General features: G+C 71.6%; 14 protein-coding genes and 1 pseudogene (1 of these 15 cut by a window edge). All 15 read left to right on the top strand.

The window, feature by feature from the left end:
- The first annotated feature begins 20 nt into the window (after positions 1–20).
- Entirely contained in the window at positions 21–3,485 is a 3,465-nt protein-coding gene (locus tag ACGFZ2_RS18690) for a right-handed parallel beta-helix repeat-containing protein (RefSeq protein ID WP_393455006.1), read from the top strand.
- A gap of 30 nt (positions 3,486–3,515) precedes the next feature.
- Positions 3,516–4,025, top strand: a complete 510-nt coding sequence (locus ACGFZ2_RS18685) for a hypothetical protein (RefSeq protein ID WP_350711290.1) — start codon at positions 3,516–3,518, stop codon at positions 4,023–4,025.
- 117 nt (positions 4,026–4,142) lie between these two features.
- Positions 4,143–8,111 carry a type VII secretion protein EccCa gene (gene eccCa, locus ACGFZ2_RS18680; RefSeq protein WP_350711292.1) on the top strand — a complete coding sequence of 1,323 codons (3,969 nt, stop codon included), beginning with the start codon at positions 4,143–4,145 and terminating at the stop codon, positions 8,109–8,111.
- Positions 8,111–10,201, top strand: a complete 2,091-nt coding sequence (locus tag ACGFZ2_RS18675; protein WP_393455003.1) for a hypothetical protein — start codon at positions 8,111–8,113, stop codon at positions 10,199–10,201. Before eccCa ends, ACGFZ2_RS18675 begins: the two co-directional genes overlap by 1 nt.
- A gap of 18 nt (positions 10,202–10,219) precedes the next feature.
- A complete protein-coding gene (locus ACGFZ2_RS18670; protein WP_393270715.1) occupies positions 10,220–10,597 on the top strand; it encodes a WXG100 family type VII secretion target in 378 nt (125 codons plus the stop codon).
- Between the two features lie 108 nt (positions 10,598–10,705).
- Positions 10,706–11,119 (top strand): hypothetical protein, encoded by a 414-nt coding sequence (locus tag ACGFZ2_RS18665; RefSeq protein WP_393270718.1) that lies wholly within the window; start codon positions 10,706–10,708, stop codon positions 11,117–11,119.
- 640 nt (positions 11,120–11,759) lie between these two features.
- Complete coding sequence (gene eccD, locus ACGFZ2_RS18660) at positions 11,760–13,139, top strand: type VII secretion integral membrane protein EccD (protein ID WP_393270720.1); 1,380 nt, start codon at positions 11,760–11,762, stop codon at positions 13,137–13,139.
- A gap of 1 nt (position 13,140) precedes the next feature.
- Entirely contained in the window at positions 13,141–14,472 is a 1,332-nt protein-coding gene (gene eccB, locus ACGFZ2_RS18655) for a type VII secretion protein EccB (protein ID WP_393270723.1), read from the top strand.
- A gap of 117 nt (positions 14,473–14,589) precedes the next feature.
- Positions 14,590–14,907 carry a hypothetical protein gene (locus tag ACGFZ2_RS18650; RefSeq protein ID WP_393270726.1) on the top strand — a complete coding sequence of 106 codons (318 nt, stop codon included), beginning with the start codon at positions 14,590–14,592 and terminating at the stop codon, positions 14,905–14,907.
- Positions 14,908–14,977: 70 nt separating this feature from the next.
- Positions 14,978–15,265 (top strand): WXG100 family type VII secretion target, encoded by a 288-nt coding sequence (locus ACGFZ2_RS18645; RefSeq protein WP_393270729.1) that lies wholly within the window; start codon positions 14,978–14,980, stop codon positions 15,263–15,265.
- Between the two features lie 289 nt (positions 15,266–15,554).
- Positions 15,555–15,926 carry a hypothetical protein gene (locus ACGFZ2_RS18640; protein WP_350711309.1) on the top strand — a complete coding sequence of 124 codons (372 nt, stop codon included), beginning with the start codon at positions 15,555–15,557 and terminating at the stop codon, positions 15,924–15,926.
- A 2-nt stretch (positions 15,927–15,928) separates the two neighbouring features.
- Positions 15,929–19,063: a hypothetical protein gene (locus ACGFZ2_RS18635; RefSeq protein ID WP_393455000.1), complete on the top strand. Its 3,135-nt coding sequence runs from the start codon at positions 15,929–15,931 to the stop codon at positions 19,061–19,063.
- Positions 19,064–19,130: 67 nt separating this feature from the next.
- Positions 19,131–19,553: a YbaB/EbfC family nucleoid-associated protein gene (locus ACGFZ2_RS18630; protein ID WP_393270734.1), complete on the top strand. Its 423-nt coding sequence runs from the start codon at positions 19,131–19,133 to the stop codon at positions 19,551–19,553.
- Positions 19,554–19,585: 32 nt separating this feature from the next.
- Positions 19,586–19,894: a hypothetical protein gene (locus ACGFZ2_RS18625; RefSeq protein ID WP_350711314.1), complete on the top strand. Its 309-nt coding sequence runs from the start codon at positions 19,586–19,588 to the stop codon at positions 19,892–19,894.
- 99 nt (positions 19,895–19,993) lie between these two features.
- Positions 19,994–25,641 (top strand): annotated as a pseudogene (locus ACGFZ2_RS18620) (hypothetical protein); its annotated part runs 22,772 nt beyond the window's last position; the annotation flags it as partial.

The raw sequence follows: 25,641 nt of genomic DNA, 5'->3' as shown, positions 1-25,641 counted from the left end.
AGTCAGCAAGGAGCGAACTCGTGACCACCAGCGTGCTGTCGGTGTCGGCCAGGGACACCGGATGCCTCACCGACATCTCCCGGGCACTGGAGTCGGCGGCGCCCGGCGACACCGTCGCGGTACGCCCTGGTGTGTACCGCGAGGCGCCGCTGTTCCGCCGGAACGTCGTCCTGGTCGCCGAGGACGGACCGGGCACCGTCACCATCGAGGTGCCCCCAGGCGGGGCCATCCTGGCCGCCGGGGGCGAGATCCTGATCCAGGACATCGCCATCCGTGGCAGCGACGAGCGGATGCCGCTGCTCCAGGTGGCGGCCGGCCGGGTCCGTCTGGAGGCGTGCACCGTCGACGCCACGGCGGCGGCCGCGATCCACGTGCGCGGGGGCACCGTGGAGATGCGCGGCGGCGCGATCAGCAACTCCGGCGGGGCCGGCGTGGTCCACGAGGCCGGCACGGGCGAGTACACCCGCGTACGGATGAGCGGCATCGCCAAGTGCGCGATCATGACGGCCGGGTCGAGCGCCCCGGTGTTCCGGGACTGCACGTTCACCGGGATCGGGGAGGCGGCCCTCCTGGCCGTGGGCGCCAGCGCCCCGCGCCTGGAGGACTGCCGCATCGACGAGGTCGGCCAGTACGCCGTCGTCGCGCAGCAGACCGCCCGGCCGTACCTGACCGGGACCACGGTGTCCGGCGGCGAGGTCGGGCTGCTCGTCAGCGACCGGGCGACCCCGGTGCTGGAGCGCTGCGAGATCCAAGACGCCCGGGTGCACGCCGTGGTGACCATGGGGCAGGCGGCGCCCGCGCTCTCCGACACGCGCGTCACCCGGGCCCGGGGCCACGGCCTCGACTGCCGGGACACCTCCGCGCCGACGCTGACCAACTGCGAGGTGCGTGACTGCGGCGCGGCCGGGGTGGTGGTCAACGGCACGGCGACGCCGCACCTCACCGGCGGTGCCGTGGCGGACTGCGCCGACGCGGGCGTGTTCCTGACCGGCCGGTCGAAGGCGCGGCTGGACGGGGTCGGGGTACGCGACGTCCCCATCGGCGTGGCGATCGAGCAGGAAGCCGACCCGCAACTACATGGCCTGACCATCGAGGGCGTCCGGTACGGCCTGCACGCGACCGGCGGAGCCGGCCGGTTCTCCAACGGCCAGGTCACCGGGGCGCGGACCGCCGGGGCGAAGCTCGCCGACAGCGCGACCACCGTGCTGTCCAACTCCCGGATCACCGGCTGCCGGGTCGGCGTGGAGGTGGCCGGGAACGCCCGGCCCACCCTGTCCTCGATGGCCGTGGAGGAGTCGGGCGGGGCGGGCGTGCGGACCGGCGGCCCCAACGCGGCCACCCTGTCCCGCAGCCGGATCAGCGGCAGTCGCGGCCCGGGGATCCGGGCCGGCGCCGGCAGCACCGTCACCGCCACGGACTGCGAGATCGTCGGCAACCAGGGGCCGGGTGTCGTGGTGGAGACCGACGCGCCGGTGCGGCTCCACGGCGGGGTGGTGCGCGGCAACGGCGGCGTCGCCGTGGACGCGCCGAGCCCGACCGCCGCGGTCGAGCTGTCAGGAGTGGACACCGGCCACAACGGACGCCCGATCTCCCTCCCGCCGCCCGGGGCCGGGCGGCCGGACGCACCGACCGTCGACGACGCCCCGAAGTCCGCTCCCGCCCCGACCGGGGGCGCCGGGTCGAACGTCGCCCCGCCCGGGAAACCGTCCGGTGCCCGCCCGTCGGGCCCGCCGTCCGACGTCGGGTCACCCGCTCCGGCGGTGCCCGCCGGCGGCGGCCCCGGCTCCGGTGGCCCCGGTGCTGGCGCACCGGGTGGCGACGGGGAGGCGGACGGGCCGGTGGCCGCGCTGCTGCGCGAATTGGACGGACTGGTCGGCCTGGCCGGCGTCAAGCACGAGGTGGCCACCCTGGTCGGGCTCAACCAGATCGCCAAGCGTCGCCGGGAGGCCGGACTGCACGTACCGCCCATGTCCCGGCACCTGGTCTTCGCCGGGCCGCCCGGCACCGGCAAGACCACCGTGGCCCGCATCTTCGCCCGGATCCTGGCCACCCTCGGGGTGCTCTCCAGCGGTCAACTGGTCGAGGTGTCCCGCAGCGACCTGGTCGCCGAGCACGTCGGCGGCACCGCGGTGAAGACCACGGCCCGGTTCGAGGAGGCCCTGGGCGGGGTGCTGTTCATCGACGAGGCGTACACGCTCTCGACCGGCGGGGGCGGCGGCGGCCACGACTTCGGCCGGGAGGCCATCGACACCCTGGTCAAGCTGATGGAGGACCACCGCGACGAGGTGGTCGTGGTGGTCGCCGGGTACACCCCGAACATGCGTACCTTCCTGGCCGCCAACCCGGGTCTGGAGTCCCGTTTCGCCCGTACCATCCAGTTCGACAGCTACTCCGACGACGAACTGGCCGAGATCGTCGAGCGGCTCTGCCGCGCCCACCACTACGCGCTGGAGTACGAGACGCGGCAGGCCCTGGTACGTCACTTCAGCGACATGCCCCGAAACGAGACCTTCGGCAACGCCCGGGTGGCGCGGCAGGTCTTCGAGGACATGCTGGGGCGCCAGGCGTACCGGCTGTCGAGCAGCCCGCAGGCCGCGGACCTCGAACTGGCCCGGCTGCTGCCGGAGGACCTGGGCGAACAGGCGGCCGGGTCGTCGGAGCCGGCCGGCGTGACGCAGGCCGTCCAGGACCTGCTCGGGAAGCTGAACGCGATGGTCGGCCTGGACGCGGTCAAGCGCGAGGTGACCGACGTCATCGACCTGATCGCCTCCACCGAGGCCCGGACCCGGGCCGGCCTGCCCACTCCGACGATCTCCCGGCACCTGGTCTTCGCCGGGGCGCCCGGCACCGGCAAGACCAGCGTGGCCCGGCTGTACGGCCAACTGCTCAACGCGATGGGCGTGCTACGCACCGGGCAGCTCGTCGAGGTCTCCCGGGCCGACCTGGTCGGCGAGTACGTCGGGCACACTGCCGTCAAGACCACCGACGTGTTCAACCGGGCGCGCGGCGGTGTGCTGTTCATCGACGAGGCGTACGCGCTGACCGGCCAGGGCAACGACTTCGGTCGGGAAGCCATCGACACGCTGGTGAAGCTGATGGAGGACCACCGGGACGACATCGTGGTGATCGCTGCCGGGTACACCGGGGACATGCGCCGGTTCCTGGCCAACAACGCGGGGCTGGCCTCCCGGTTCAGCCGACAGATCCCGTTCGAGTCGTACACCTCCTCGGAGCTGGTGTCCATTCTGCAGACGCTGGCCCGCGACGGCGGCTTCGATTTCAGCAACGACTGCCTCCCGGTGCTGTCGGAGCATTTCGACAGTCTGACCCGGGACGAGACCTTCGGCAACGGCCGGTACGCCCGCCAGCTGCTCGAACGCACCATCACCAAGCAGGCCAACCGGCTGCGCCGCGCGGCCGCACCGACGGTCGACGACATGCGCCAGCTGTACGCGGCCGACGTGCGGGCAGCCCTGGCCGCCTGACCCAGTAGCGACGAGAGAAGGTGCCCGGAGATGCCGGCAGTGAGTATGAGCGGTACGTGGCGGATCACGGTGGTGGGCAAGGAGTCCCTCTACGCGCAGCGGCTGGTGTTCTCCGGCGACGTCCAGAAGACGCTCGAACTGGAGGTCGGGACGTCGGGGTCCGCGAGTGGGCGGCGCTGGAGGCTGCGGTTCGAACACAACCGTGGGGACGGCGTCTGGCGGCCGAACGTCTCGGTGGAGGCGGGTGCCATCGTCCGGTGCGGCAACGAATTCCAGCGGTTGATCGCGACAAAGGACGTGTACTGGACCGGTGACCGTGGACACGACGACCTGAAGCTGCTGCTCACCCGGCCGGCATCGGCGGGTGACCCGGAGGAGCAAGCGGCCGGGGTGCCCTTCGCCGTCGACGTCAACCTGCACGGGCTGCCGGACATGCCGGTGCTCCCGTCGATGGAGGGCGCGGAGGTGACGCCGGAGCGGCTGCGGTCGTACAGCCGGCCGGGGTCGGCGGGAACTCCCCTGCGGAGACGGTCCTTCTGATCGCCGTGGGCCCCGGCCCGCCCCGCCCGGCCGACGGCGTCTCCGCAATCTCGCGGTGTGAACAGTATCGATCCCGGTGCCGGTCAACCCTTTCCGGCCCGCAGCCGTGTAAGGGATGTGAGCACCAGACCTTTCCGGCGGCCGGCCCGCCGCAACGGACCCGAGCTACCGCACGGCGAGATCACCCTGCAGGAGCCGCCGGTCGTCCCGGAGGTCCAGCCCGCCGGGTTCCGCTCGCTCGGGATGATCCTGCCGAGCCTGCTGATGACCGGCGGGTTCATGTTCATGATGATGAGCAACTCGCTCAGAGGCCCGATGGGCCTGGTCATGCTGGTCATGATGGGCGGCGGCATGCTGGGCATGGCCGTGTTCCAGATGACGATGACCGGCGGCAACCGCAAGCAGCAGATCAACGGCGACCGGCGCGACTACTTCCGCTACCTGTCCCAGACCAGGGCGCAGGTCCGCCAGTACGCGGCGGAACAGCGGGACGCGCTGGCCTGGCGGCACCCCGACCCGGAGTCGCTGTGGTCGCTGGCGATGACCAGCCGGCTGTGGGAGCGCCGACCGACGCATCCGGACTTCGGCGAGATCCGGGTCGGCACCGGTGCCCAGCGGCTCGCGGTGCGGATGACCCCGCTGGACACCAAGCCGGTGGAGGACCTGGAACCGGTGTGCGCCAAGGCGTTGCGCCGGTTCATCAAGGCCTACACGACCGTGCCCGACCAGCCCGTCGCGCTGTGCCTGCCCGGCTTCGCGCACGTGCGGATCAGTGGCGACCGGGACGTGGCGCGGGGCATGGTGCGCGCCATGCTCGCCCAGTTGGCCACCTTCCACGCCCCGGACGAGCTGCGGCTGGCCCTCTGCGTCGGCACCGAGCAGGCCGAGCAGTGGGAGTGGGCCAAGTGGCTGCCGCACGCCAAGCACGCCACCGACGTCGACGTGGCCGGGCCGGTACGGCTGTTCGGCGCCACCCTGGAGGAGGTGGAGCGGCTGCTGGGCGCGGAGTTCGCGGGCCGTTCCCGGTACGACGACGACGCCCAGCCCTCCCGCGAGGAACCGTTCGTCGTGGTGGTCTGCGACGGTGGCGTCATCCCGCCGGGCGCCCGGCTGACCGTCTCCGGGTACCGCAACGCCGTCCTCGTCGACTTCGACGGTCGTGGCCTCGCCGACGGGGACAACGTGCTCAACCTGGAGGTGTCCGCCACCGACGTGGACATGATCGAGAAGGACCACGTGGGGCGGGAGGTGCGTACCCGGCTCGCCGCACCCGACCACCTGGACCTGCCCCGGCTGCGGACGCTGGCCCGGATCATGGCCCGGCACGCCACCAAGGTCACCGGCGAGCAGCCGGCCAGCGGGCTCAGCGCCGTCCTCGACCTGCCGGACCTGCTGGACATCCCCGACCTGGACACCTTCGACCCGCGTGCCCGGTGGGAGGCACGCTCGCCCGCCGACCGGCTGCGGGTGCCCATCGGGGTGGCCGCCGACGGCTCCCCGATCGAGCTGGACATCAAGGAGTCCGCCGAGGGCGGGATGGGGCCGCACGGCATGCTCATCGGCGCCACCGGGTCGGGCAAGAGCGAACTGCTGCGCACCCTGGTCCTGGCCCTGGCGGCCACGCACTCCTCGGAGACCCTCAACTTCGTGCTGGTGGACTTCAAGGGCGGCGCCACCTTCGTCGGGCTGGACCGGCTGCCGCACGTCTCCGCGCTCATCACCAACCTGGCCGACGAGGCCGCGCTGGTCGACCGGATGCAGACCACCCTCCAGGGGGAACTGGTACGCCGGCAGGAACTGCTGCGCAGCGCCGGCAACTTCACCTCGGCACGCGACTACGAGAAGGCCCGTGCCCAGGGCGCCGAACTCGACCCGCTGCCCACCCTCTTCGTGGTGGTGGACGAGTTCAGCGAGCTGATCGCGGCCAACCCCGAGTTCATCCAGCTGTTCGTGATGATCGGTCGGCTCGGCCGCTCGCTCGCGGTGCACCTGCTGCTGGCCTCGCAGCGCCTGGAGGACGGGCGCATCCACCAGCTTGAGGGCCATCTGTCGTACCGCATCGGGCTGCGTACCTTCTCCGCGATGGAGTCGCGGGCCGTCATCGGCGTACCCGACGCGTACGAGCTGCCGGGCGATCCGGGCAACGGATACCTGCGCTCCAGTGTCACCAGCATCACCCGGTTCCGGGCCGCGTACGTGTCCGGCCCGCACCGGGTACGCAGCACCGGGCTGCACCGCGAGGTGATCGCCAGCCAGGTGGTCCCGTTCACCGCCGGGGCCGCCGCACCCGCCGTCCCGGCGCCGCGCCCGCCCTCGGACCCGGCGCCGGACGAGTCGACCGACACCGGCACCACCGTGCTGCACGCGCTGGTGGACCGACTGGTCGACCAGGGTCCGCCGGCACACCAGGTGTGGATGTCGCCACTGGAGGACGCGCCGACCCTGGACGACGTGCTGCCGCCGCTGCTGCCCGACCCGGAGCACGGGCTGCGTCCGATCGACGCCGGCCAGCAGGGGTACCTGCAGGTGCCGGTCGGTCTCATCGACAAGCCGTTCGAGCAGATGCGCGACCTGCTCGTGGTGGACCTGGCCGGGGTCGGCGGGCACGTGGGCGTGGCCGGCGGGCCGCAGAGCGGCAAGAGCACCCTGCTGCGGTCGCTGGTGTGCGGGCTGGCCCTGACCCACTCGCCGCGACAGGTGCAGTTCTACTGCCTCGACTTCGGCGGCGGTTCGCTGGCCGGGCTGACCGGCCTGCCGCACATCGGCGGGGTCGCCGGCCGGCACGAACCGGAGCGGGTGGGCCGCACGGTGGCCGAGGTCCGCTCGATCCTCGTCGAGCGGGAACGGCGCTGCGCTGATCTGGGCATCCACGGCCGGGACGCCTACCGGCAGGCGCAGGCCGACGGTCGCATCCCGGAGGACCGGTTCGGCGACGTGTTCCTGGTCGTGGACGGGTGGTTCGTGCTGCGCCAGGAGTTCGAGCCGGCCGAGGAGATGGCCCGGGACATCGCGGCCCGTGGCCTGAACTACGGGATCCACGTGATGATCACCATGGGCCGCTGGTCGGAGCTGCACATGTCGATGCGGGACAAGATCGGGACGCGTCTCGAACTGCGCCTGGGCGACCCGGTGGAGTCCGGGATCGACCTGCGTGCGGCGGCCCAGGTGCCCCGCCGGCCGGGGCATGGGCTGACCGACGCGAAGCTGCACTTCCTCGGCGCGCTGCCGCGCATCGACGGCGTCCAGTCGGCCGACGGGCTCGCCGCGGCCACCGCGCACCTGGTGTCCGCGGTGGCGGACAACTGGGCCGGGGAACGTGCCCCCGCGGTACGCACCCTGCCGGCCTCGCTGCCGATGGCCGAGCTGCCGGCACCGCAGGACACCCGCATCGCGCTCGGCGTGGACGAGGACCAGCTCGCGCCGGTGTGGCACGACTTCCGGGCGATGCCGCACCTGACCGTGCTGGGGGACACCGAGAGCGGCAAGACGAACCTGCTGCGTCTCATCGCCCACGCGATCGTCGCCAGCCACACCCCGGCCCAGGCGCGCATCATGGCCGTCGACTACCGGCGGCAGCTCTTCGACGACGTACCGGCCGAGTACCGGCTCGGCTACTCGGTCTCGCCGGACAGCACCCGGGACACCGCCGCCGAGGCGCTGGCCGGCCTCCGGCCGCGGGTTCCCGGCCCCGACATCACGCCGGAGCAGCTACGCGCCCGCGACTGGTGGTCCGGCCCCGAACTGTACGTCCTGGTCGACGACTACGAACTGCTCGCCGGGCCCGACAACCCGTTGGCGCACCTGACCCCGTTGCTGCCCCAGGGCGGCGACATCGGCCTGCACGTGGTCGTCGCGCGGGCTGCAGCCGGGGCGATGCGGCTGTCGATGGACCCGCTGCTGCGGCGCATCCAGGAACTGAACACTCCGGACGTGGCGCTGTCCTGCCCGCCGACGGAAGGCCCGCTGCTGGGTAACACCAGGCCGCGTCCGCTACCGCCGGGCCGGGCGCTGCTGTGCACCCGGCGCGGCAGCCGGCTGATCCAGACGGCACTGGTACCCGCGCCCGTGCCCACCGGGGCCGGCTGATGACCCGCACCGCCACCCGCCCGCGCCGTACGCCCACCCCACCGGCCCAGCCCGCCGAGCCGGCCCGTACCGCCGTGGCGGCCGAGCCCGCCGAGCCCGCTACGGCGGCCGAACCCGCTGCGGCGTACGCGGCGGCCGAGGAACTGGCCCGGCGGCTGCGGGCCCTGGCCTGCCTGCCCGGACCGTCCGCCGCGCCGACCGCATGGCCCTGCGACACGGGGCTGCTGGACTGGCTGCGCCGGATGACCTACCCCGCCCTGTACACCTGGGCGGCCGAGGAGAACCTGGCGCGCCGCTGGATCGGCGGCGACATCTTCGGCTCCCGCCGGCTGTCGCGGGCACCGGAGTTCCTCGCCGGCACCGACCTACGCCGTCTGCCCCCGCACCTGGTCGCGCCGCTGTTGCGGCGGGTGAGCATGACGCGTCCGGCGCCGAGCGCCGCCGAGCTGACGCCTGCGGCCCTGGCCGCCGACGCCGGCCGGGTCAGCACGTTCCGGCGCGACGGGGTCGCCCGGCTCTGGGGCCAACCGGAGCACACGCCGCCGCTGCCCGACACCACCACCATCCCGCACGTCGTGCACGGCATCTGGCTCGGCCGGCCGCTGCCCGAGTCGAACGGCTTCTGGGCCAACTACGGCGCGGCGGCCGACAGCTACGCCGGCCAGGTCGACTTCGTGCTGTGGACGGACATCCCGCGGGCCCGCTTCGACGCGGCCCGCGCCGCCCCGGCCGCCCCGGCCGGCCGGCCCGATCCGCTGGCCCCGGTACGCGCCCTGCTGACCTGGGCCGACACCCACGGCATCCACCTGGTGAGCGTGGCCGAACTGTTCCCCGCGAACGCGCCGATGACCCTGCACAGTCCGTACGCCCTGGAGCTGAACCGGGGGCTGCCGCAGGGTTTCGCGGCGGCCAGCGACCACCTGCGGGTCGAGGTGGTGCACCGGTTCGGTGGCCTGTACGCCGACGGTGACCTGCACTTCCTTCCGGCCACCGCGCTCCCGCCGGACGAGCGGGCCGACAGCTCGGCGAGCCAGGGTGCCGAGGGCCCGCCGGGCGGTGGGTACCGGCTGTTCCGTGGCCGGTGGCACGGGCCGCCGGAGGCCGACGGGCCGGCCCGGTTGCCGGAGCTGTTCGACCGGGTCGCCGCGTCGACGCACGGGTTCACGCTGCACGCGCTCACCGACGAGATCGTCCTCAACGACGTCATCCTGGCCCCGGCGGGGCATCCCGCGCTGGCGTTGTGGCTGGAGGGCGCGCGGTACAACTACCTGCGCGACCCGCGCGACCTGTACGCCGTCGGCGCCTCCCAGCCGGCCGGGTCGGACCCGCCGCTCACGTCGGACCCGCCGCCAACGTCGGATTCGTTGCGCATGTCGGACCCGCAAGGCGGGTCCGGCCCGCCGGTCGCGGGGGCGTCGGGGTGGCGGGGGGAACCGGCCTCCTGGACCTGGGCGGTCACCGCGATGCGTACCGGGCGGGTGCACCACTGGCTGCTGGCCCGGCTGGGCATCGGCGCGGCCGAGTTGGTCAAGCCGGCGCCGGCGGTACGCGGGCACAGCGAGCTGAGCTGGCTGCCGCCGGTCGACGGCCAGCCGCCGGTCGCCTGTCCCGACCCGGACCCGCTGCCGACCCTGGTCGCCTGCGTGGACCTGCTGCGCTGGCAGCACCTGTCGCGCTCCGGGGACCTGTGCCTCGCCGCGGTCGCTCCGCTGGTACGCGGGCTGCCCGATCCGGACACCGCGTGGACCGCGGTGCTGCTCGCGTTCGGGTATCTGTCCGTCGACCTCGGCCCGGTCACGTCGGTCACCGATCGGCGACGCAACCAGGACCGGACCCTCGACGTGGTGGTGCTGCCGCCCGAGGCGGAGGCGCTGCTGGATCGTGCCGCGACACCGGCCACCTGGTTCGGTTCCGGTGCCCACTCCGGCGACGCTGGCGGAGCCGGACCGGAGGTCACCGCCGGCCGGGAGTACTGGTTCCTCGGCGAGCGCACGGTCCCGGCCCGGCTGCTGCCGCCGCCGCCCGACCCACCGGACGGACGCGGCGGGCGCGACCACATCACGGACCTTCCGGCGGCAGCAGCCGGATGACAGAAAAGGAGAGTCATTATGGCAACCCCCAACAGAGGGGTCGTGGGCGGCGAGTTCGGCCTGATGGCCGACGAGGCGACCATCCACGGCATGGTCATGGCGTTCGCTCAGGCCCAGACCGAGGCCAGGAACAGCCACTCGAACGTCGTGGCCGCGAGCCAGGCGCTGACCGCCTCGTGGTCGAGCGACCTGGCCGCGCCGAAGTTCCTGGAGGCCATCGGCAACTGGGTGGCCGGCTTCCAGAAGGTCCAGCAGGGCCTGAACATGCTCAACCAGAGCATGCAGCAGTACTCGCGACTGACCACGACGACCGAAGACGACAACGCCATGCAGGCCGGCAGTTGGGCCTGGCAACAGCCTCTCCCCGGTCTGTCGCGGGTGCTTTACAAAGAGTGACCGTCAGATGGACGTCTTCCGCTGCCGGCCCAGCGGAAGACATTCGGCCTGAGCGCTCACATCACCCGCCTTCCGGCGACGCGCGCCGGATGACGAACAAGGAGAGTCATGGCAGAGAATCAGTACGGGTACGACGCGCGAGGCATCACACTCCCGATCGTCGCCGATGAGGCGACCATCCACGGCATGGTCATGGCGTTCGCCCAGGCCCAGACCGAGGCCAAGAACAGCAGCGCGAATGTCCAAGCCGCAGGCATAGCGCTGCAAAACTCGTGGCAGAGCGACGTGGCCATGCCTCGGTTCCTTGAGGCCGTCCAGCAGTGGCTGGCCGGCTTCCAGAAGGTCCAGCAGGGCCTGAACATGCTCAACCTGAACATGGAGCAATACGCGCGACTGACCACCACGACCGAAGACGACAACGCCGTGCAGGCCGGCAGCTGGGCTGCAGGGGACGGCCTGCTGTACGGCAGGGCCCAGAGGGTCCAAATGCCGATGGCCCCACTCGGACGGATCGAGCGGTAACTCCGGCCAGTGCCATTGTGACCTACGAGAAGCGGGTCCCTTCTCCAGACGGTGCGTGACCTGGCGCCGGCCGCGTCCAGTTGCGGCAACTGGACGCGGCCGTGGGTCAGCGACCAACCAGAACCTGAAACCGGACCACCATGCCGGTACGGGGCGGCACGACCTGACCGACGCTTGGTGGGCGCCGTCTGCGCCCCTGCTGTCGAGGAACAAGAAGCGAGGTCGGCCGCCGAAGTGCAGTAAACGGCAGCTCATCTACGAGATCCGGTGGCGGGTTCGGGTGGGTTCGCCCTTGATGGCAGAGCGGCCACACAGGCAGCGTGGCGAAGAGCGCGAACACGGCTACCATCACCGTCGCCACGCAGATGATGACCCCGGCCGCGCGCAGCCCTTGCGCGAGTGGTCCGGCCTTCCGGCCCCTGGCGATGCCGACGACCGGCGGGCAGCGTGGCGACAGTCGCGGTTCGCCCGGGTCCCGGCCCGTATCCGGGTTCCCCGGTCCGCCGGTGGCCGACCCCGCACCCGACCCGACCGGGTCTTGGCGGACAGGGTCTACAGCTCGCGCGACCACCGCGCGAACCCACCCGCGGGAGGATTAAAAAGTCGTGAACCACAGCGACAGTGCAGGCGTGTTCGGGATATGAGCGCCGAGCGCGGGGAACTCTGCCGACTGCTGGTCGTCGGACCGACCAGTCAGGTCGACGTGAGTCTGCCCACCCACATCCCGTTGGCCGACATGATGCCGGCCCTGCTGAGCGCGCTGGGACCGGACCTCGCCGATCGTGGGCTGGAGCACAGCGGCTGGATCGTGCAGCGGCTGGGTGGACCGGCCTTCGACGAGTCGCGCACCGTAGGCGATCTCGACCTGCTCGACGGCGAGGTCGTGCACGTACGCCCGCGTACCGACCAGATCCCGCCGCTGGCCTACGACGACCTGGTCGACGGCGTCTCGGCCGGCATCCGCAAGCGGTCCGGGCTGTGGCGTCCGCAGACCACGCGGGTCACCGCCCTGCTGCTGTTGGCCGCCTGGCTGGCCGCCTGGCTGGCCGCCGCGCGGATGTGGCCGGCCGAGTCCCGGAATCCGCTGCTGCTCGCGGCGATGGCGGGGATGTGCTTCGTCGCGGGCTTCGCGGTGGTACGCAAGCTGGCCGACCGGGCCACGGCCGGCGTCCTGGGGGCCGCCTGTGTGGTCGGTACGGTGGTCGCCGCGCTGGAGGCGGTCGCCGGTGCCTCCGTACCCCGGTTGATCTTCTTGGGTGCCACCGCCGGCACCTTCGCCGCGTTGCTGGTGGCCGCGTTCGTCTTCCCGCGCACCGGCTGGCGGCAGGTCACCGTCGGCCTGCTGGTGGCCTGGCTGCTGGTCGTCGCCGCGTTCGCACTGCACACCAGGGCCACGTTGGACTGGACCACGATCGCCGCGATCACGGTCGTCGCCACCACGGCGCTGCGCCCGGCGGTACCGTCGGCGGCCTTCAAGCTCGCCGGGTTCGCCCTGCCGGAGATGCCCGTCGAACCGGCGGACCTGCAGAAGGACATCGACCCGGAACCGGCCGCCGGGGTGCTCACCCGGGCCGCCGCCGCCGACCAGTTCATGACCGCCCTGTACGCGGCCCTCGGACTGGTCTCCGGAGCCGCGATGGTGTGGCTGGCGACGGCGCCCGGCTGGGCCGCACCGCTGGCCGCCTGGCTGGCCGCCGTCGCCCAGATCCTGGTCACCCGCCCGATGACGAGCATCTGGCACCGGGTGGCGCTGGCCGGTCCGGCGTTGGTCGCCATGGCGACCTGGTGCCTGACCGCGCCCACGGACCGGAGTCCGCTCGCCGCCCAACTGGCCATCGGCTGCTGCCTGCTCCTGGCGGTGGCGTGCGGGGTGGCCGCGAGGATCCCGGTCGGCCGGCGGTTCAACCCGATCTGGGGCCGGATGGGCGACCTGGCGCACACCGCGATGGTGGCCGCCCTCGGGCCGACCGTCGTGGTCATCACCGGCCTGATCGACGTGATCCGGGCGCGGGTGGGTTGACATGTCGTCGCGTCGTGACCAGGTGGACGCCCAGCGGTACATGATGACCCGGGTGACCGGTGCGCTGGTGCGGGCCGAGCCGGAGACCGCCGAGTCTCCGACCCGCCGGGACCGCACCGGCACGCTCGCCGGTCTCGTGCTCGGGATCCTGGTGCTGGCCGGGGTCGCGATCTGGGCGCTGATGCCGGGATCGGGCTCGACCAGTTGGCAGCAGCCGCGGATGCTGGTGGTGGACGCCTCGACCGGGGCGCGCTACGTGCTGGTCGACGGCCAACTGCGCCTGGTCAACGACGTGGCGACGGCCACCCTGCTGGCCGGCGGTCGACTCACCCCGGTCACCGTCTCCTCGTCCAAGCTCGCCAAGGTGCCCCAGGGCCCGCCGGTGGGTACCCCGACCGGGCCGCAGGTGCTGCCGGCGGCCAACCGGGTCAACCAGGGCGTGTGGCGAGCCTGTAGCCGGGACACCGGCCGGATCGTCCTGGACGTCGACGTGCCGGCGGCCCCCGATCCGCTCGGCGACGGGCATGCGCTGCCGGTCACCGCAGGCGGCAAAACCTACCTGCTGTGGGGCGGGCGACGGCTGCTCCTTCCCCAGCCGTGGATGGCCGACGTGCTGGGGCTGGGGCTGCTCGCTCCCGTGCCGGTGGCGACCGCCTGGCTGGAGTCGATCCCGCTGGGCGGCACGGTCGGCCCGCCGAAGGTGGCTCGGGCCGGCGGCGCCGGGCCGAGGGTGGCCGGCCGGCCGACGTCGATCGGCCAGATGTTCGGCGTGGACATGGGCAACGGCACGGTCAACCACTACCTGATGACCACCGACGGGCTGGCCCCGCTGACCGAGACCGAGTACCGGTTGCAGCGGGCCACGCCGGGCGGGGCCAGGGAGACCGCCATCACCGCGGCCGATCTGGTCGCCGCCGGTCAGCGCAGTCCGGTGCGCCCGCTGACCACGCTGCCGGCCACCCCGCCAGTGCCACCGTCCATGCCCGAGGACGCCGTGGTCTGCGTGGAGTACGCGGGCCAGGCCGACGAGAAACCCACAATCGTCCTGGCCAGCGGAACCGGAATGCCGACCGGCGGCAGCGGCGGGAAGACCGCCGTGACGGTGCGGGTGCCGTCGGGCGGGGGAGCGCTGCTGATGCCCCCGGCCACCGCCGAGACCGACCGGTGGCGGCAGCAGGGCCTGCTGGTCAACGAGCGGGGGATCGCCTACCCGATCATGGGCGGCGACGTCGCCACCCTGGGCTACTCCCTCAACCAGGCGGTGGTCATGCCCACCGCGCTGGTCGCCATGCTGCCTCCCGGGCCGGCACTGGTCCGGCCGGAAGGGAGGTGAGGCCGCGGGGTATCCGACCGATCCGCTGCCGCGGCCCGGCCCACCGGGCGGACGCGGCAGACGCGCCCACATCACACACCTTCCGGCGACAGCGCCGGATGACAAACAAGGAGAGTCATGACAACCCCCAACAACGGGATCGTCGCCGATCAGGCGACCATCCACGGCATGGTCATGGCGTTCGTTCAGGCCCAGACCGAGGCCAGGAACAGCCACTCGAACGTCGTGGCCGCGAGCCAGGCGCTGGCCGCCTCGTGGGCGAGCGACGGGGCCGCGCCGAAGTTCCAGCAGGCCATCAACAACTGGCTGGCCGGCTTCCAGAAGGTCCAGCAGGGCCTGAACCTGCTCAACCGGAACATGGAGCAGTACTCGCAACTGACCACCACGACCGAAGACGACAACGCCATGCGGGCCGGCGGCTGGGCGGCAGCCTGACCGCCGAGCGTCCCACCGGCGAAACCCGGGCCGACAGAACCCGGACCGACGAACGTTAAGGAGGCCGAGGATGGCCAACTACAACATCAATCCCGCTGCGGTACATGCGGTCGCCGACACCATGACCAGGGAGACCCGCGAGCTCGACGCGTCGCTGGAAAACCTCCAGGCCCATGTGACGCGGTTCGCCGCAGCCAACAACGGCCAGGCGCCCGAAGCCTACAAGGACGCTCAGCAGCTGTGGAATCTGGGTCAGCAGGAAATGCGAGCTGCCCTGGCAATGGGGCAGGCGCGCCTTGTGGAAATCGTCCAGAACTACGTTGTCGGCGACAACCGGGGCGCGGCCATCTTCAGTTAGGAGACCGCTGGCGCCGGTGTCCTGGACCAGTGCATGTGATGCCGGTCCACCGGAACCGACGCGACGGATCACCTACCTGAGGGCAGCACCCAGCCGGACCTGACGCCGCACGGGGTCGGGACGGCAATCCTGCCGAGCCGATACCGGGTCAGACGCACTGGTCCACCGCACCGCCGGGTGGACCAGTGCGTCTGGCTCACCGCTGTCCACGGACTCGCCCGGACCCCGGCTTTCGTCGGGTGAGGACAGCCGAGTCCCGCTGGCCCGTCTCCATCGAGAGGAAGACACGATGAAGAACATCGTCATCAACGAGAGCTACCTGCGGAAGCTGCACGGCATCTACACCAAGCAGGTCGACGAGATCGATCTGATGTACGGCAAGGTCTACCCGTACGGCTCCCTGCCGGATTCGACGGTCGACATCACGAAGCCGCTCAAGCTGCGCCTCGGCGGGAAGGGCTTCACCGAGGCGGAGGATCTCACGGGGGCGATCGACGTCGTCCGGGGGGGAATGGCCGCGCGCTTCAAGGGCGCGCGAAGCGAGATCAACAACCTGGAGCTCGGCATCAAGTTCCTGCTGGCCGACTCCGACGCCATTGAGCAGGCGAGCACGCTGAGCGCCGAGCAGTTCGAGTACTTCATGCCCAAAACCGGGAGTTAGTCATGACGAACACCGCGACGTTCGAGGATGCCCTGGCGAGCATTCTGGGGCTGGTGCTCGGCGGTGGAGAGGGCGGGGACAAGGCTTCCATCAACGACAAGTACCGTCCGCGGACCATCAAGGGGCCCGGCTACTGGCTGATCAACCAGACGAGCACGCTCAAGAAACTCACCCCCGGCGGGTGGATGCCGGAGTACAACAAGGACGCGGTCACCTTCTACCGCTGGAAACAGGACGGGGCGACAAAGCACATCACCCGGTTGACGGTGTGGGTGGGCGTGACCAGCAAGGACAAAACCCAGGGGCAGGAGCGCAACACCACCGATCCGGGGAACTCGACCAACCCCGAGGGCAACGACGTCGTCTCGCTCGGCAACGCGTGGGAACGGATGATCAGCGACCTGCCCAAGGTGGCCGGCCCGAACTCCACGTTCGACGCGGACTCGATCGGGTCCGTCCGCGAGATCCTGGGCAACCTGACCACCCACGCGCTGGGGATCTCGAGCGAGCTGACCGATCAGGTCAAGTCGGTGAACGCCAAGAGCCCCGACTTCAAGGGCTCCGCCGAATCGGCCTGGCGGCACCGGGTGCAAGAGGCGAACAAGTACCTCGCCGACATCATGCCCCAGTTCAAGCAGTGGGACACTTCGCTGGCCCAGGTCGAGCAGGCCATGAGGGACTTCGTCGACGCGGTGCGCGACACCTTCGAGAAGTGGACCTCGATCCACCCGGCCGGCGTCTGGCAGCACCCGTACCGGCTCATCGCCACGATGTTCAACGAAAGCACGCTCGAGTACGGCGACCTGCACGATGGCCAGTCGAACGCCTGGGACCTGGGCCAGCAGTACGCCGACACCGGGGACCAAGAAGGATCGGAATACCGTGGAACCAAGCTCGGTGGATCGGACGCGGGTGTCGTCACGTGGACGCCGCCCGCGTGGGTGAAGTACCACCCGTTCGACGCCTTCAGCGTCCCCGAGTGGAACAAGCTGGACCAGCATCTGCGCCAGATGTGGGCAGACAAAGCCCTCGAGACCTTCGAGCCGGCGGTGCTCGCGGCGAAGAACCTGGTGGCGGTGTTCGCCGAGGCACGCAACCCGATGAGCATCACCGACCCGAAGCCGGTGCCACCGAATCCGATGCCCAACGACGTGGGGATGCCCAACGGCGCATTCCCCAACAACCCGTTCGGGAACATGGGTAACCCCTTCGCCAACTGGGGTGACCCCTTCGCGAACATGGGCAATCCCTTCGCGAACATGGGCAATCCATTCGCGAACATGGGCAATCCATTCGCGAACATGGGCAATCCATTCGCGAACATGGGCAATCCGTTTGCGAATGTGGGCAATCCGTTCGCGAACGTGGGAGCGAACTTTGGCAACCAGTTCCCCAACGGCGGCAGCATGGGGAACCCGTTCGCCAACGGCGGTGGCTTGGATAATCCGTTTACCAACGGGGCCGGCGCGGGCGCTCTCTTCCCCACCAGCCTGATGCCCAATTCGGGCGCCGGTGGTGGCGCGGGTAATCCGTTCGCCAATGGCGCTCTGGGTGCCGCTTTCACCGGCGGTGGCGCGGACAATCCGTCTGGCGGTGGCGCGAGCAACCTCTTTCCCGCCAGTCTGATGTCCAAGTCAGAAAGACCGTCCGAGGCTGGTGGTGCAGGTAATCCGTTTGCCAACAATGGCGCCGTGGGTGCCGCGTTCGGCGGTGGCGCGGGTAATCCGTTTGCCAACAATGGCGCCGTGGGTGCCGCGTTCGGCGGTGGCGCGGGTAATCCGTTCGCCAACGGCAGCTTGGACAATCCGTTCACCGAAGGCGGTGCGGGCAACCCGTCTGGTGGTGGGGGCGCGAACAGTCTTCTTCCCCCCGTTCCGATCCCCGAGCCGGTCGTACCGTCTGTCGGCGGTGGCGCGCAGAACCCGTTCACCGGCGGTGGTGGGGGCAGTTCCCTGCCGACCAAGAACCTCGGGCTCAACCGCAGTCCGTCCGGGCCGCAGTCGTTGGGTGACCTGACGCCGTCCCAGTTGCGGCAACTGGACAAGGCCGGGCTGCTGGACGATGTGCCGCTCACGGCTGAGCAGGCTGACTACCTGCGGAAGAACGGTCTGTCGCCGGGGGGTGCGACGAAGCTCGGTCAGCTCAGTCCGGATCAGCTCGACGCGTTGGCGCGCGGCGGGCTGCTGGACGAGACCCCCCTCACCAGCGACCAGCGGGCGAAGCTCGGCCTGGACGGGCCGCAGTCGTTGGGTGACCTGACGCCGTCCCAGTTGCGGCAACTGGACGGGGCCGGGCTGCTGGACGATGTGCCGCTCACGGCTGAGCAGGCTGACTACCTGCGGAAGAACGGTCTGTCGCCGGGGGGTGCGACGAAGCTCGGTCAGCTCGGTCCGGATCAGCTCGACGCGCTGCAACGCGGCGGGCTGCTGGACGATGTCCCTCTGTCGCCGGAAGAGCGGGCGAAACTCGGGCTGCCGCCCAACCCGTCGGGGAGTTCCGGCGGGGGTGGGTCCGTACCGGGCCTGGACGTGGGCAGGTTGCCGTGGCCCGACACCGGGCCGACGGCGCCGGTGGACCGGAATCAGTTCCCGACCACGGTCGACGGCAAGAACGTGTCGCCGAAGCCGGGTACGACCGGGAGCATCACCACCCCTCCGGCATTCGGCGACGTCACGAGACCCGGTTCGGCCAGCTTCCCGCACGTTCCCGGGGTGCAGGTCGGCACCGGGGGTCTGTCGGCGGTGCCGGGTGTATCCGGCTCGCCCGGGGCGCTGAACCCGGACAAGCTGGGGGTGCCCGTCGGAGGCCCGGTCGGGACCAACCTGAATGCAGGTCCGGGTGCCGGTCCTGGTCTCCCGCAGCCCGGCGGGGGCGGTATGCCGGGCGGTGGGATGCCGTTCATGCCTCCGATGATGCCGGGCATGGGTGGCGCACCCCAGCAAGGGCAGGACCGTGACCGCCAGCGCAGCACCTGGCTGAAGGAGGACGACAAGGTCTGGGGCACCGACCCCGACTGTGCGCCCGCGGTGATCGGCCGGCGCGGTCGGGACACCCGGGTCGAGGACGACGAGTTTGGCATGCCGGTCGACGAGCGCCCCGGCAGCCAGGACGAACGCCGCCGGTACCGGGGCCGTTGAACACTGTTGCGCCGACGTGAACCCGGTGCCGCAGGTCAGCCGTGGGATAGAAGAGGAGGTAATCGGGATGAGCATGTTGGGCGACGAGGAACTGTTGGCCGAGATGCGTGCGGCCCTGAAGGACGTCGAGGAGGCGGCCGACCGGGTACGCCGGCGCGTGGCTCGGGCGCAGACCACCGTGGAGGACAAGAAGAAGCTGTTGTCGGTGACTGTGGGTGGTCACGGCGAGCTGACCCGGATCACCTTCAACGGGGACGCCTACCGGCGACTCGCGCCACCCGAGCTGGCCGACCTGATCGTGACGACGGCGCGTACCGCTCGCGAGAAGGCCCAGCGTAAGACGATGGCCGGTGCCGCCGAGCTGACGCGTCACCTCTCCGAGCTCGACGACGCCGCGCAGTCGGCCGGGAGCATCGAGGAGCTTGTCGAGGGCATCGCCAGCATGGTTTCCGGCAGTGCCGACCGGCGGCCCGGGCCGGCGGCGTCATGAGTGGGCGACGGTACGAGTTCAACGGGGACGCCGTGGCCCAGCGGGTGCCGTTGCTGCGCCTGTTCAAGGAGCACCTGTTCGCCGGCACGGTGGACCCGATCCTCGAGATCGCCGAGTGCCGGTGGGCGGCTGGCGTTCCCGCGGACGACGAGCTGAGCCTGCAGGCCCGCGAGGCCGCGCAGCAATTGCTCGGGGGCATCGTGCTCGCGGCGTACGTCAAGCTGATTGAGGCCTCCGGATTCCAGGGCGACAAGGTGGACCTCTATCGCCGTGTCGGGGAGAACACCGAGGCCACCGTCCACGATCTGGTTCCGGACATGAGCGGTGGCGCGCGGGGTTGATCCGCGGGGGCGGGTTGGTCGTGGGTTGGGGCGGCGGCCTGCGCCGCCGAGTGATGTGCACTGAGTGCCCCTGATCGGGGGCGGGAGGGGGCGTTGGCGATGGGTGAGGCCGCCGTTCCTTCCGTGGGGCTCAGTGAGTCGTCGAAGCGGGCCCTGGAAAATTTCACCGGGATGCGGTTGCACCGGTCGAAGTTGCCGTTGTTGGCGTATGACCTGAACGCGTTGGAGGTGTTGGCGGATCGGGTGCGGACCGTCTTGGTTCCGGAGTTGATCCAGGTGATCAAGGCGGTTCGGGCCGCGGGGGAGGGTGAGGCCTTCGACCGGTTCGTGGCGCAGACCGCTCCGTTCGTGGAGTTGCTGGGCCAGGTTGCCGATCTGAAGGTCGATGTGGCCAAGGCGATGCGGGGCTTCCTCGGTCAGATGGAGCTCACGGATCGTCAGGCGCTCGTCATGTTCATATTCATGATGACGGAGTTGGCGGTCGCGTTCGCGTTGGCGTTCTTCCTGCCGGTACAGGCGGCGGCGCACATCGTGAAGACCCGGACGATCATCCAGACGATCCTGCGGTCGTCGATGGTGCGGGCGGCGGCGAGTAGCACGGCGATCCAGATGTTGTTCATGCCGGGGTCGTCGTTGTTGGCGCAGATCACCATGGTGGCTGATGGTCTGATGCCGGGGGTCGACTGGGCGCAGGTCGGTAAGCAGGCGTTGTACGGGTTGGCGGTGGCGGGTGTCACCACGGCGGCCGGGCCGGCGATGGGCCGGTTCGCCGGGGTCGTGGGTGGTGGTCTGGCGAAGCTCGGGGTGTCGGACGCCACGCGTGACCTGTTGACCCGTCTGTTGATGGTGCCGGTATCGGAGGTCGGCCTGGAGGTGGTCGGCGACATCGTCGCCAGCTACATGGTCGACGGGACCTACGACCCCAGTGGTCTTGGTATGGCCGCGATTTCCGGGGCGTTGTCGGGGGCGGGTGAGTTGGCCGCGGCCGGGGCCGGGGCCGCTGCGCGTCGCGTGGCTGTCGGTTTGGGGTTCAACCCGACCCGGCCCCGGTGGACTATGCCCGATGGCACCGGCTTCACCGCGGACGGCAAGCCGGTCGCGCCGGTGCCGCCGCCCATCCCGGTCACTCCGGACCCGTCCACGTATCAGCCGGAGGTCGACGATCCGGCGGGTGCGGGCACCGGCGGGCAGGCCCCGATGCCCGTCCCGCCGGTGCCGGCACCGGCGCTGTCGGCACCGGACCTGTCCGTGCCGTCGTGGTCGGTGCCGGCTGCGTCGGTGGTACCGGCGCCGGAGTGGGTCGCGGCAGCTGGTGCGCCGGTGGTGGAGCAGTGGCATCGGTTCCAGCGGGAACTGGTGGACCACTACGGTGGGCTGCTGGCCGGCACCGGGCAGGCACGGCAGTTCCTGGCCGCGCTTCCCGTGCCGGTCGAGCAGGTGTTCACCGAGTGGGCCGACGCCCGGCAGAACGACCCGACGGTCCCCGCCTTCCTGTCCCAGATCGGCCTACCCGCCACCGCTCTCACCGAGCAGTACCTGTTCGGTGTCCGGGAAGAGGCCGTCGCCCGCGTCGCCGAAGCCCTCGCGCGGCAGATCCCGACGGGCGGGCAGATCCCGACGGCGGTACGCCCGGAGCAGGTTGTCGCCGCGCTGCCGGCGGCGTTCGATTGGCAGGCGTTGCGCGCGGCCGCGCATCTGGCCGCCAAGCACCACATCGACCAGTACCTCACCGCCGGCACACCGACGCCCGCCACCCTGCCAGGCGGCGTGGTCCTGCCAGGGGTCCCTCACGTGCCGGGGGCCGCTCACGTGCCGGGGGCCGCCGGGGCGGCGGCGGTGCCGTCGGACGCCGCGCGCGCCGTGGTCGCGGGTGACGTGCGGGCCTACCTGGACCGGAGGCTCGACGAGATCCTCGGCACCACCCCACTACCCACCGCACCACTCACCGTGCCGCCCACCGTGCCGTCGGCTCCGGCGGCCAGTCCGGCTGCCGCGCAGGTCAACGCCGTGGCGGACGCGGTCCGACAGGTGGTCACCGACCTGCCCGCCCGCTTCACGGCCGCGGCCATCCCCGACACCACCGGACCGGACACCACCCCATCCACCACGGACACCCCGGCAAACCGGCGCACCGACGTGCCGGCGGTGCCGGTGACCCCAGAGCAGCACGTCGCAGCAGCGAACAGCCTGGCAAAAACCCTGCTCACCGCGTTGGCCGAAAAGTACGGCGTCGATCCGGCCAGCCACGGCACCCTCGCCGGCTTCCAGCAGGACTGGGTCAACGGATACCACCAGGTACTCGCCCAGGCCGCCGGCAGCGCCACGCCGGCCACCCCCAGCGCGCCGGGCACGTCTGGGGTGCCGGCTGTGCCCAGCGTGCCGGGTGCGCCAGGGGTGCCGGCTGTGTCGAGCGTGCCGGGCACGTCTGGGGTGCCTGCTGTGCCGAGCGTGCCGGGCACGTCTGGGGTGCCTGCTGTGCCCAGCGTGCCAGGTGCGCCGGGGGTGCCCGCTGTGCCCAGCGTGCCGGGTGCGCCGGGCACTCCGGGCACGCCGGATGCGGCCGGTGCCCGCAGTACGGTGCCAGGTGGCGCTGCCCCTGGCACCGACGGCACGCCGAACCACCACAACACCAGCGACGCGGCGTCGGACGGTGGCCTGTCCGTCGTCAGCGACGACGTGTTCAGCGGCGACAGCAGCTTCAACGACACCATGACGGCGCTCGACGAGTCGGACAATGGTGAAGCGGCCAAGCGCGAATTCTGGGACACGGACCCGTTCGGTGACGCCTCTTCGCGGGACGGGTTGATCAACGGCGACCCGGTCAAGCGCGATTTCGGCGACAGGGATTCGTTCAGTAGCGTGTCCTCGTTGGACGACTCGGCCGGTGGTGAACCGGTCGGACGCGCCGAGCCGGCCAGCACGGCAACGGAGCCGGCGGTCCCGGCGACCGGGCCGGCCGCCGCGGTGGCCGAGTCCGCGCAGCGGGTCGCCGACTGGGTCGATCAGACACCGGTGGGCCCCGGCAGCAGCCGCGACCCGTGGTGGTGGTGCGTGCAGGCCACCCTCGACGCCTTCAGAGCCCAATACAAACGGCTCGGCAACCGGGCAGTATCCGACGACCGAATCCTCGGACCCGACGGCCGACTCGCACCCACCACGAGCTGGCCGCAACTCCTGGACATCCTCGACGCGACGTCCGAACGCGTCGCCCACCCCGACGGAGTCGCAGGAGAGGACGTACTCGCCGCGCTCAGGGCGGTGCCGGGGTCGATGGTCGTGGTCAGGATCGCGCCACCGAACGAGCAACAACACGTCTTCGCCCTCTACAGCCAACCACAACCAGCCGGACCACCGACCATCAAGGTGCGCGACGGCCTGATGCCCGAAGCCGAGAACCGACCCGAACCGCCCGACCCGAGGCGCGACCCGTGGCTGGGACACCTGTTCGCATCGAGCACCCGAATCGCCGCGTTCGACAGCACCGGGCGACCCACCACCATCACCGACCTGCTGCCCGGCCAGACCGCCGGCCACCCGCGGCCGATCACCACGACCGGCGTCGACACCAGTGCCATCCTGCTCGCCTCCACCAGCACGCCACGCGGTCCGTCCCAGGCGATGCGGGCAGACACCACTTCCACCGACCCGGCCGACTCCCCCAGGCAGCCATCCGACCATCCGGTCGACCAGCAGCCGCCCGCCCTGGTCCGGATCGGCGTGCCCCGCGACGGTCTCGACCTGTTGTCGGCGCTGATCGTCTCCGAACCGGCCCTGGTCCGCACCGCGCTGGACGCGCGGCTGCCGGCGGACCTGCGGGAGTTCCTGTCCGATGCGGCCGGGGTGCGGGCCGCTGTTGCCGAATCGGTTCGTACCGGGGCGCCGCAGGGGTCCGAGCTTGGTCGGGTCACCGAGTTGTTGCGGGACCACGTGTCGGGCTATCTGGAGGAGAACGCGGGCCGGTTGCCGGCGGACGTGACCGCGCAGCGGCTCGCCTTCCGGCCGCAATACGAGCGGGACGTGGCGGCGTTGAGCCCCGACCAGGCGCGGCGGCGCGTCGGTGAACTCGTGGACGCCGGTCACCTGGACCCGGACACCGCGCGGGCACGTCTCGACGAGATGTGGGCGAATCCGGCGAACGCCGGCCGTCACCTGTTCGAGCTGTTGACCGACCCCGATCGCCAGCTCGACCCCGGGGAACTGGCCGCGGTGAAGGCTGCCGTGCACGACTGGGCGAACCTGTCGGACAGCCCGGCTGGCCAGTTCCTGGCGCCGTTGCTGGCGCACGCGACCGGTGCTGGGATGCAGATTTCCCAGGTCGCCCCGGACGGGGTGCAGCCGGTGGGCGGGTACGGCCCGGCCGGGGGCACCCCGGTCAGTCTGGCCCCCGTGGCCGCCGACCCGGATCGGCCGGGCGTCCACTTCGACGCGTTGGTGCCGGAAACCCCTGCGGCGGTCGAGCCGTCGGCCGTACCCCCGCAGCAGCTCGCGCCGACCCCGCAACCGCCGGTACCGGTTGCCGAGGACAGTCAGCAGCAGGTCGTCCGGCCGGCCGCGTCCGCGGACGCGCCGCTGGTCGTGATGGCCGAGGGGCTGCCGGAGAACCTGCGGCTCCAGCGCGCGGTGGGCGGTGTGCTGCTGCACGACGGCGGCACCGTGCCCGGCCCGATCAGCTCGCGGGTGTTGGCCCCGACGGGTCCCGGCCCGGCCGTTCTGCTGCACTCCTCGGTGCTCGACCCGGACCGTCTCGGTGCCGCGCTGGCCGGGTTGCGGGCGCAGGACGCCACCATGGCTGTCCTGCACTGGCCGCAGGACCAGCCGGTCAGCGTGGCCCGGGCGCTGGAGGTCACCGCGCAGGCGCTGGGGCAGTCCTCGGCCATGCTGTCGGTGCCCCGGTCGGCGTTGCGGGACCGGCCGGTGCCCGGCCCGCAGGTCGTCCCGTTGGACGCCAACGGCGAGGTGACGTTCTTCAGTGGGCGGCCGGAGCGGTATCTGTTCCTGCCCGAGAGCGCCGGTGCACCGCGCCGGCCCGCCCCGTACGGGCTGATCGAGCAGTCGCCCGGCGTGTACGGGCTCGGTGACGGTTGGGTGGTGTGGGACGGCGGTAGCCATCTGTGGATCGGGCCGGAGTCCGAATTGGACGGGGCGCGTCGGTTGCTGCCGGACACCGGTGGCTGGCTGGCCGAGCCGGCGGTGTTCCTGGGCTGGCGGGCGACCCCGCTGCCCGAGCGGGTACGCGACCGGGTCGGCCGGATCTTCGGGGGCATGCCGGCGGCGGCGCCGGAACGGCTCATCACGTCGGGGTTGGGGCTGGACCGACGTACTCTCGTCCCGTCGGAGGTGTCCGGCCTTCCGGCCGGGGTCCAGCTGAGCCACGTTCCGGGTGGGGTGCTCGCCCACACCGGTCCACGGCCGCCGGCCGGTGCCACGACCCTGCACTGGTCCGACCTGGCCAGCCCGGACCGGCCCCGGCTGGTGGTGGACGAGTCGGTCGGCGACCCGGTCGCCGTCGTGGAGGCCGTCCGTCGGGGGCTTCCGCCGGGTTCCGGCCCGCTCCAGGTGTTCGTCGCGCCACCGGCCACCAGCACACCGGGTACGCCGCCCGGCGCCGCCGCTGCCCGGGTGGCGGAGCTGTTGCGGGAGTGGTTCGGCGGGCGGCTGGAGGTGGTGTTGCCGGTCTCCGTGGTGGGCCGGCAGCCGGCCGGTGTCGACGAGCTGATCCCGGTCGACGCCCGGGGTCAGGAGACCTT

Origin of the sequence: Micromonospora sp. NPDC048063, assembly GCF_043202855.1 — a bacterium.
Lineage (GTDB): Bacteria > Actinomycetota > Actinomycetes > Mycobacteriales > Micromonosporaceae > Micromonospora.
Note: the sequence above shows the minus strand (reverse complement) of the source record. Positions and strands in the feature narration are given on the sequence as shown.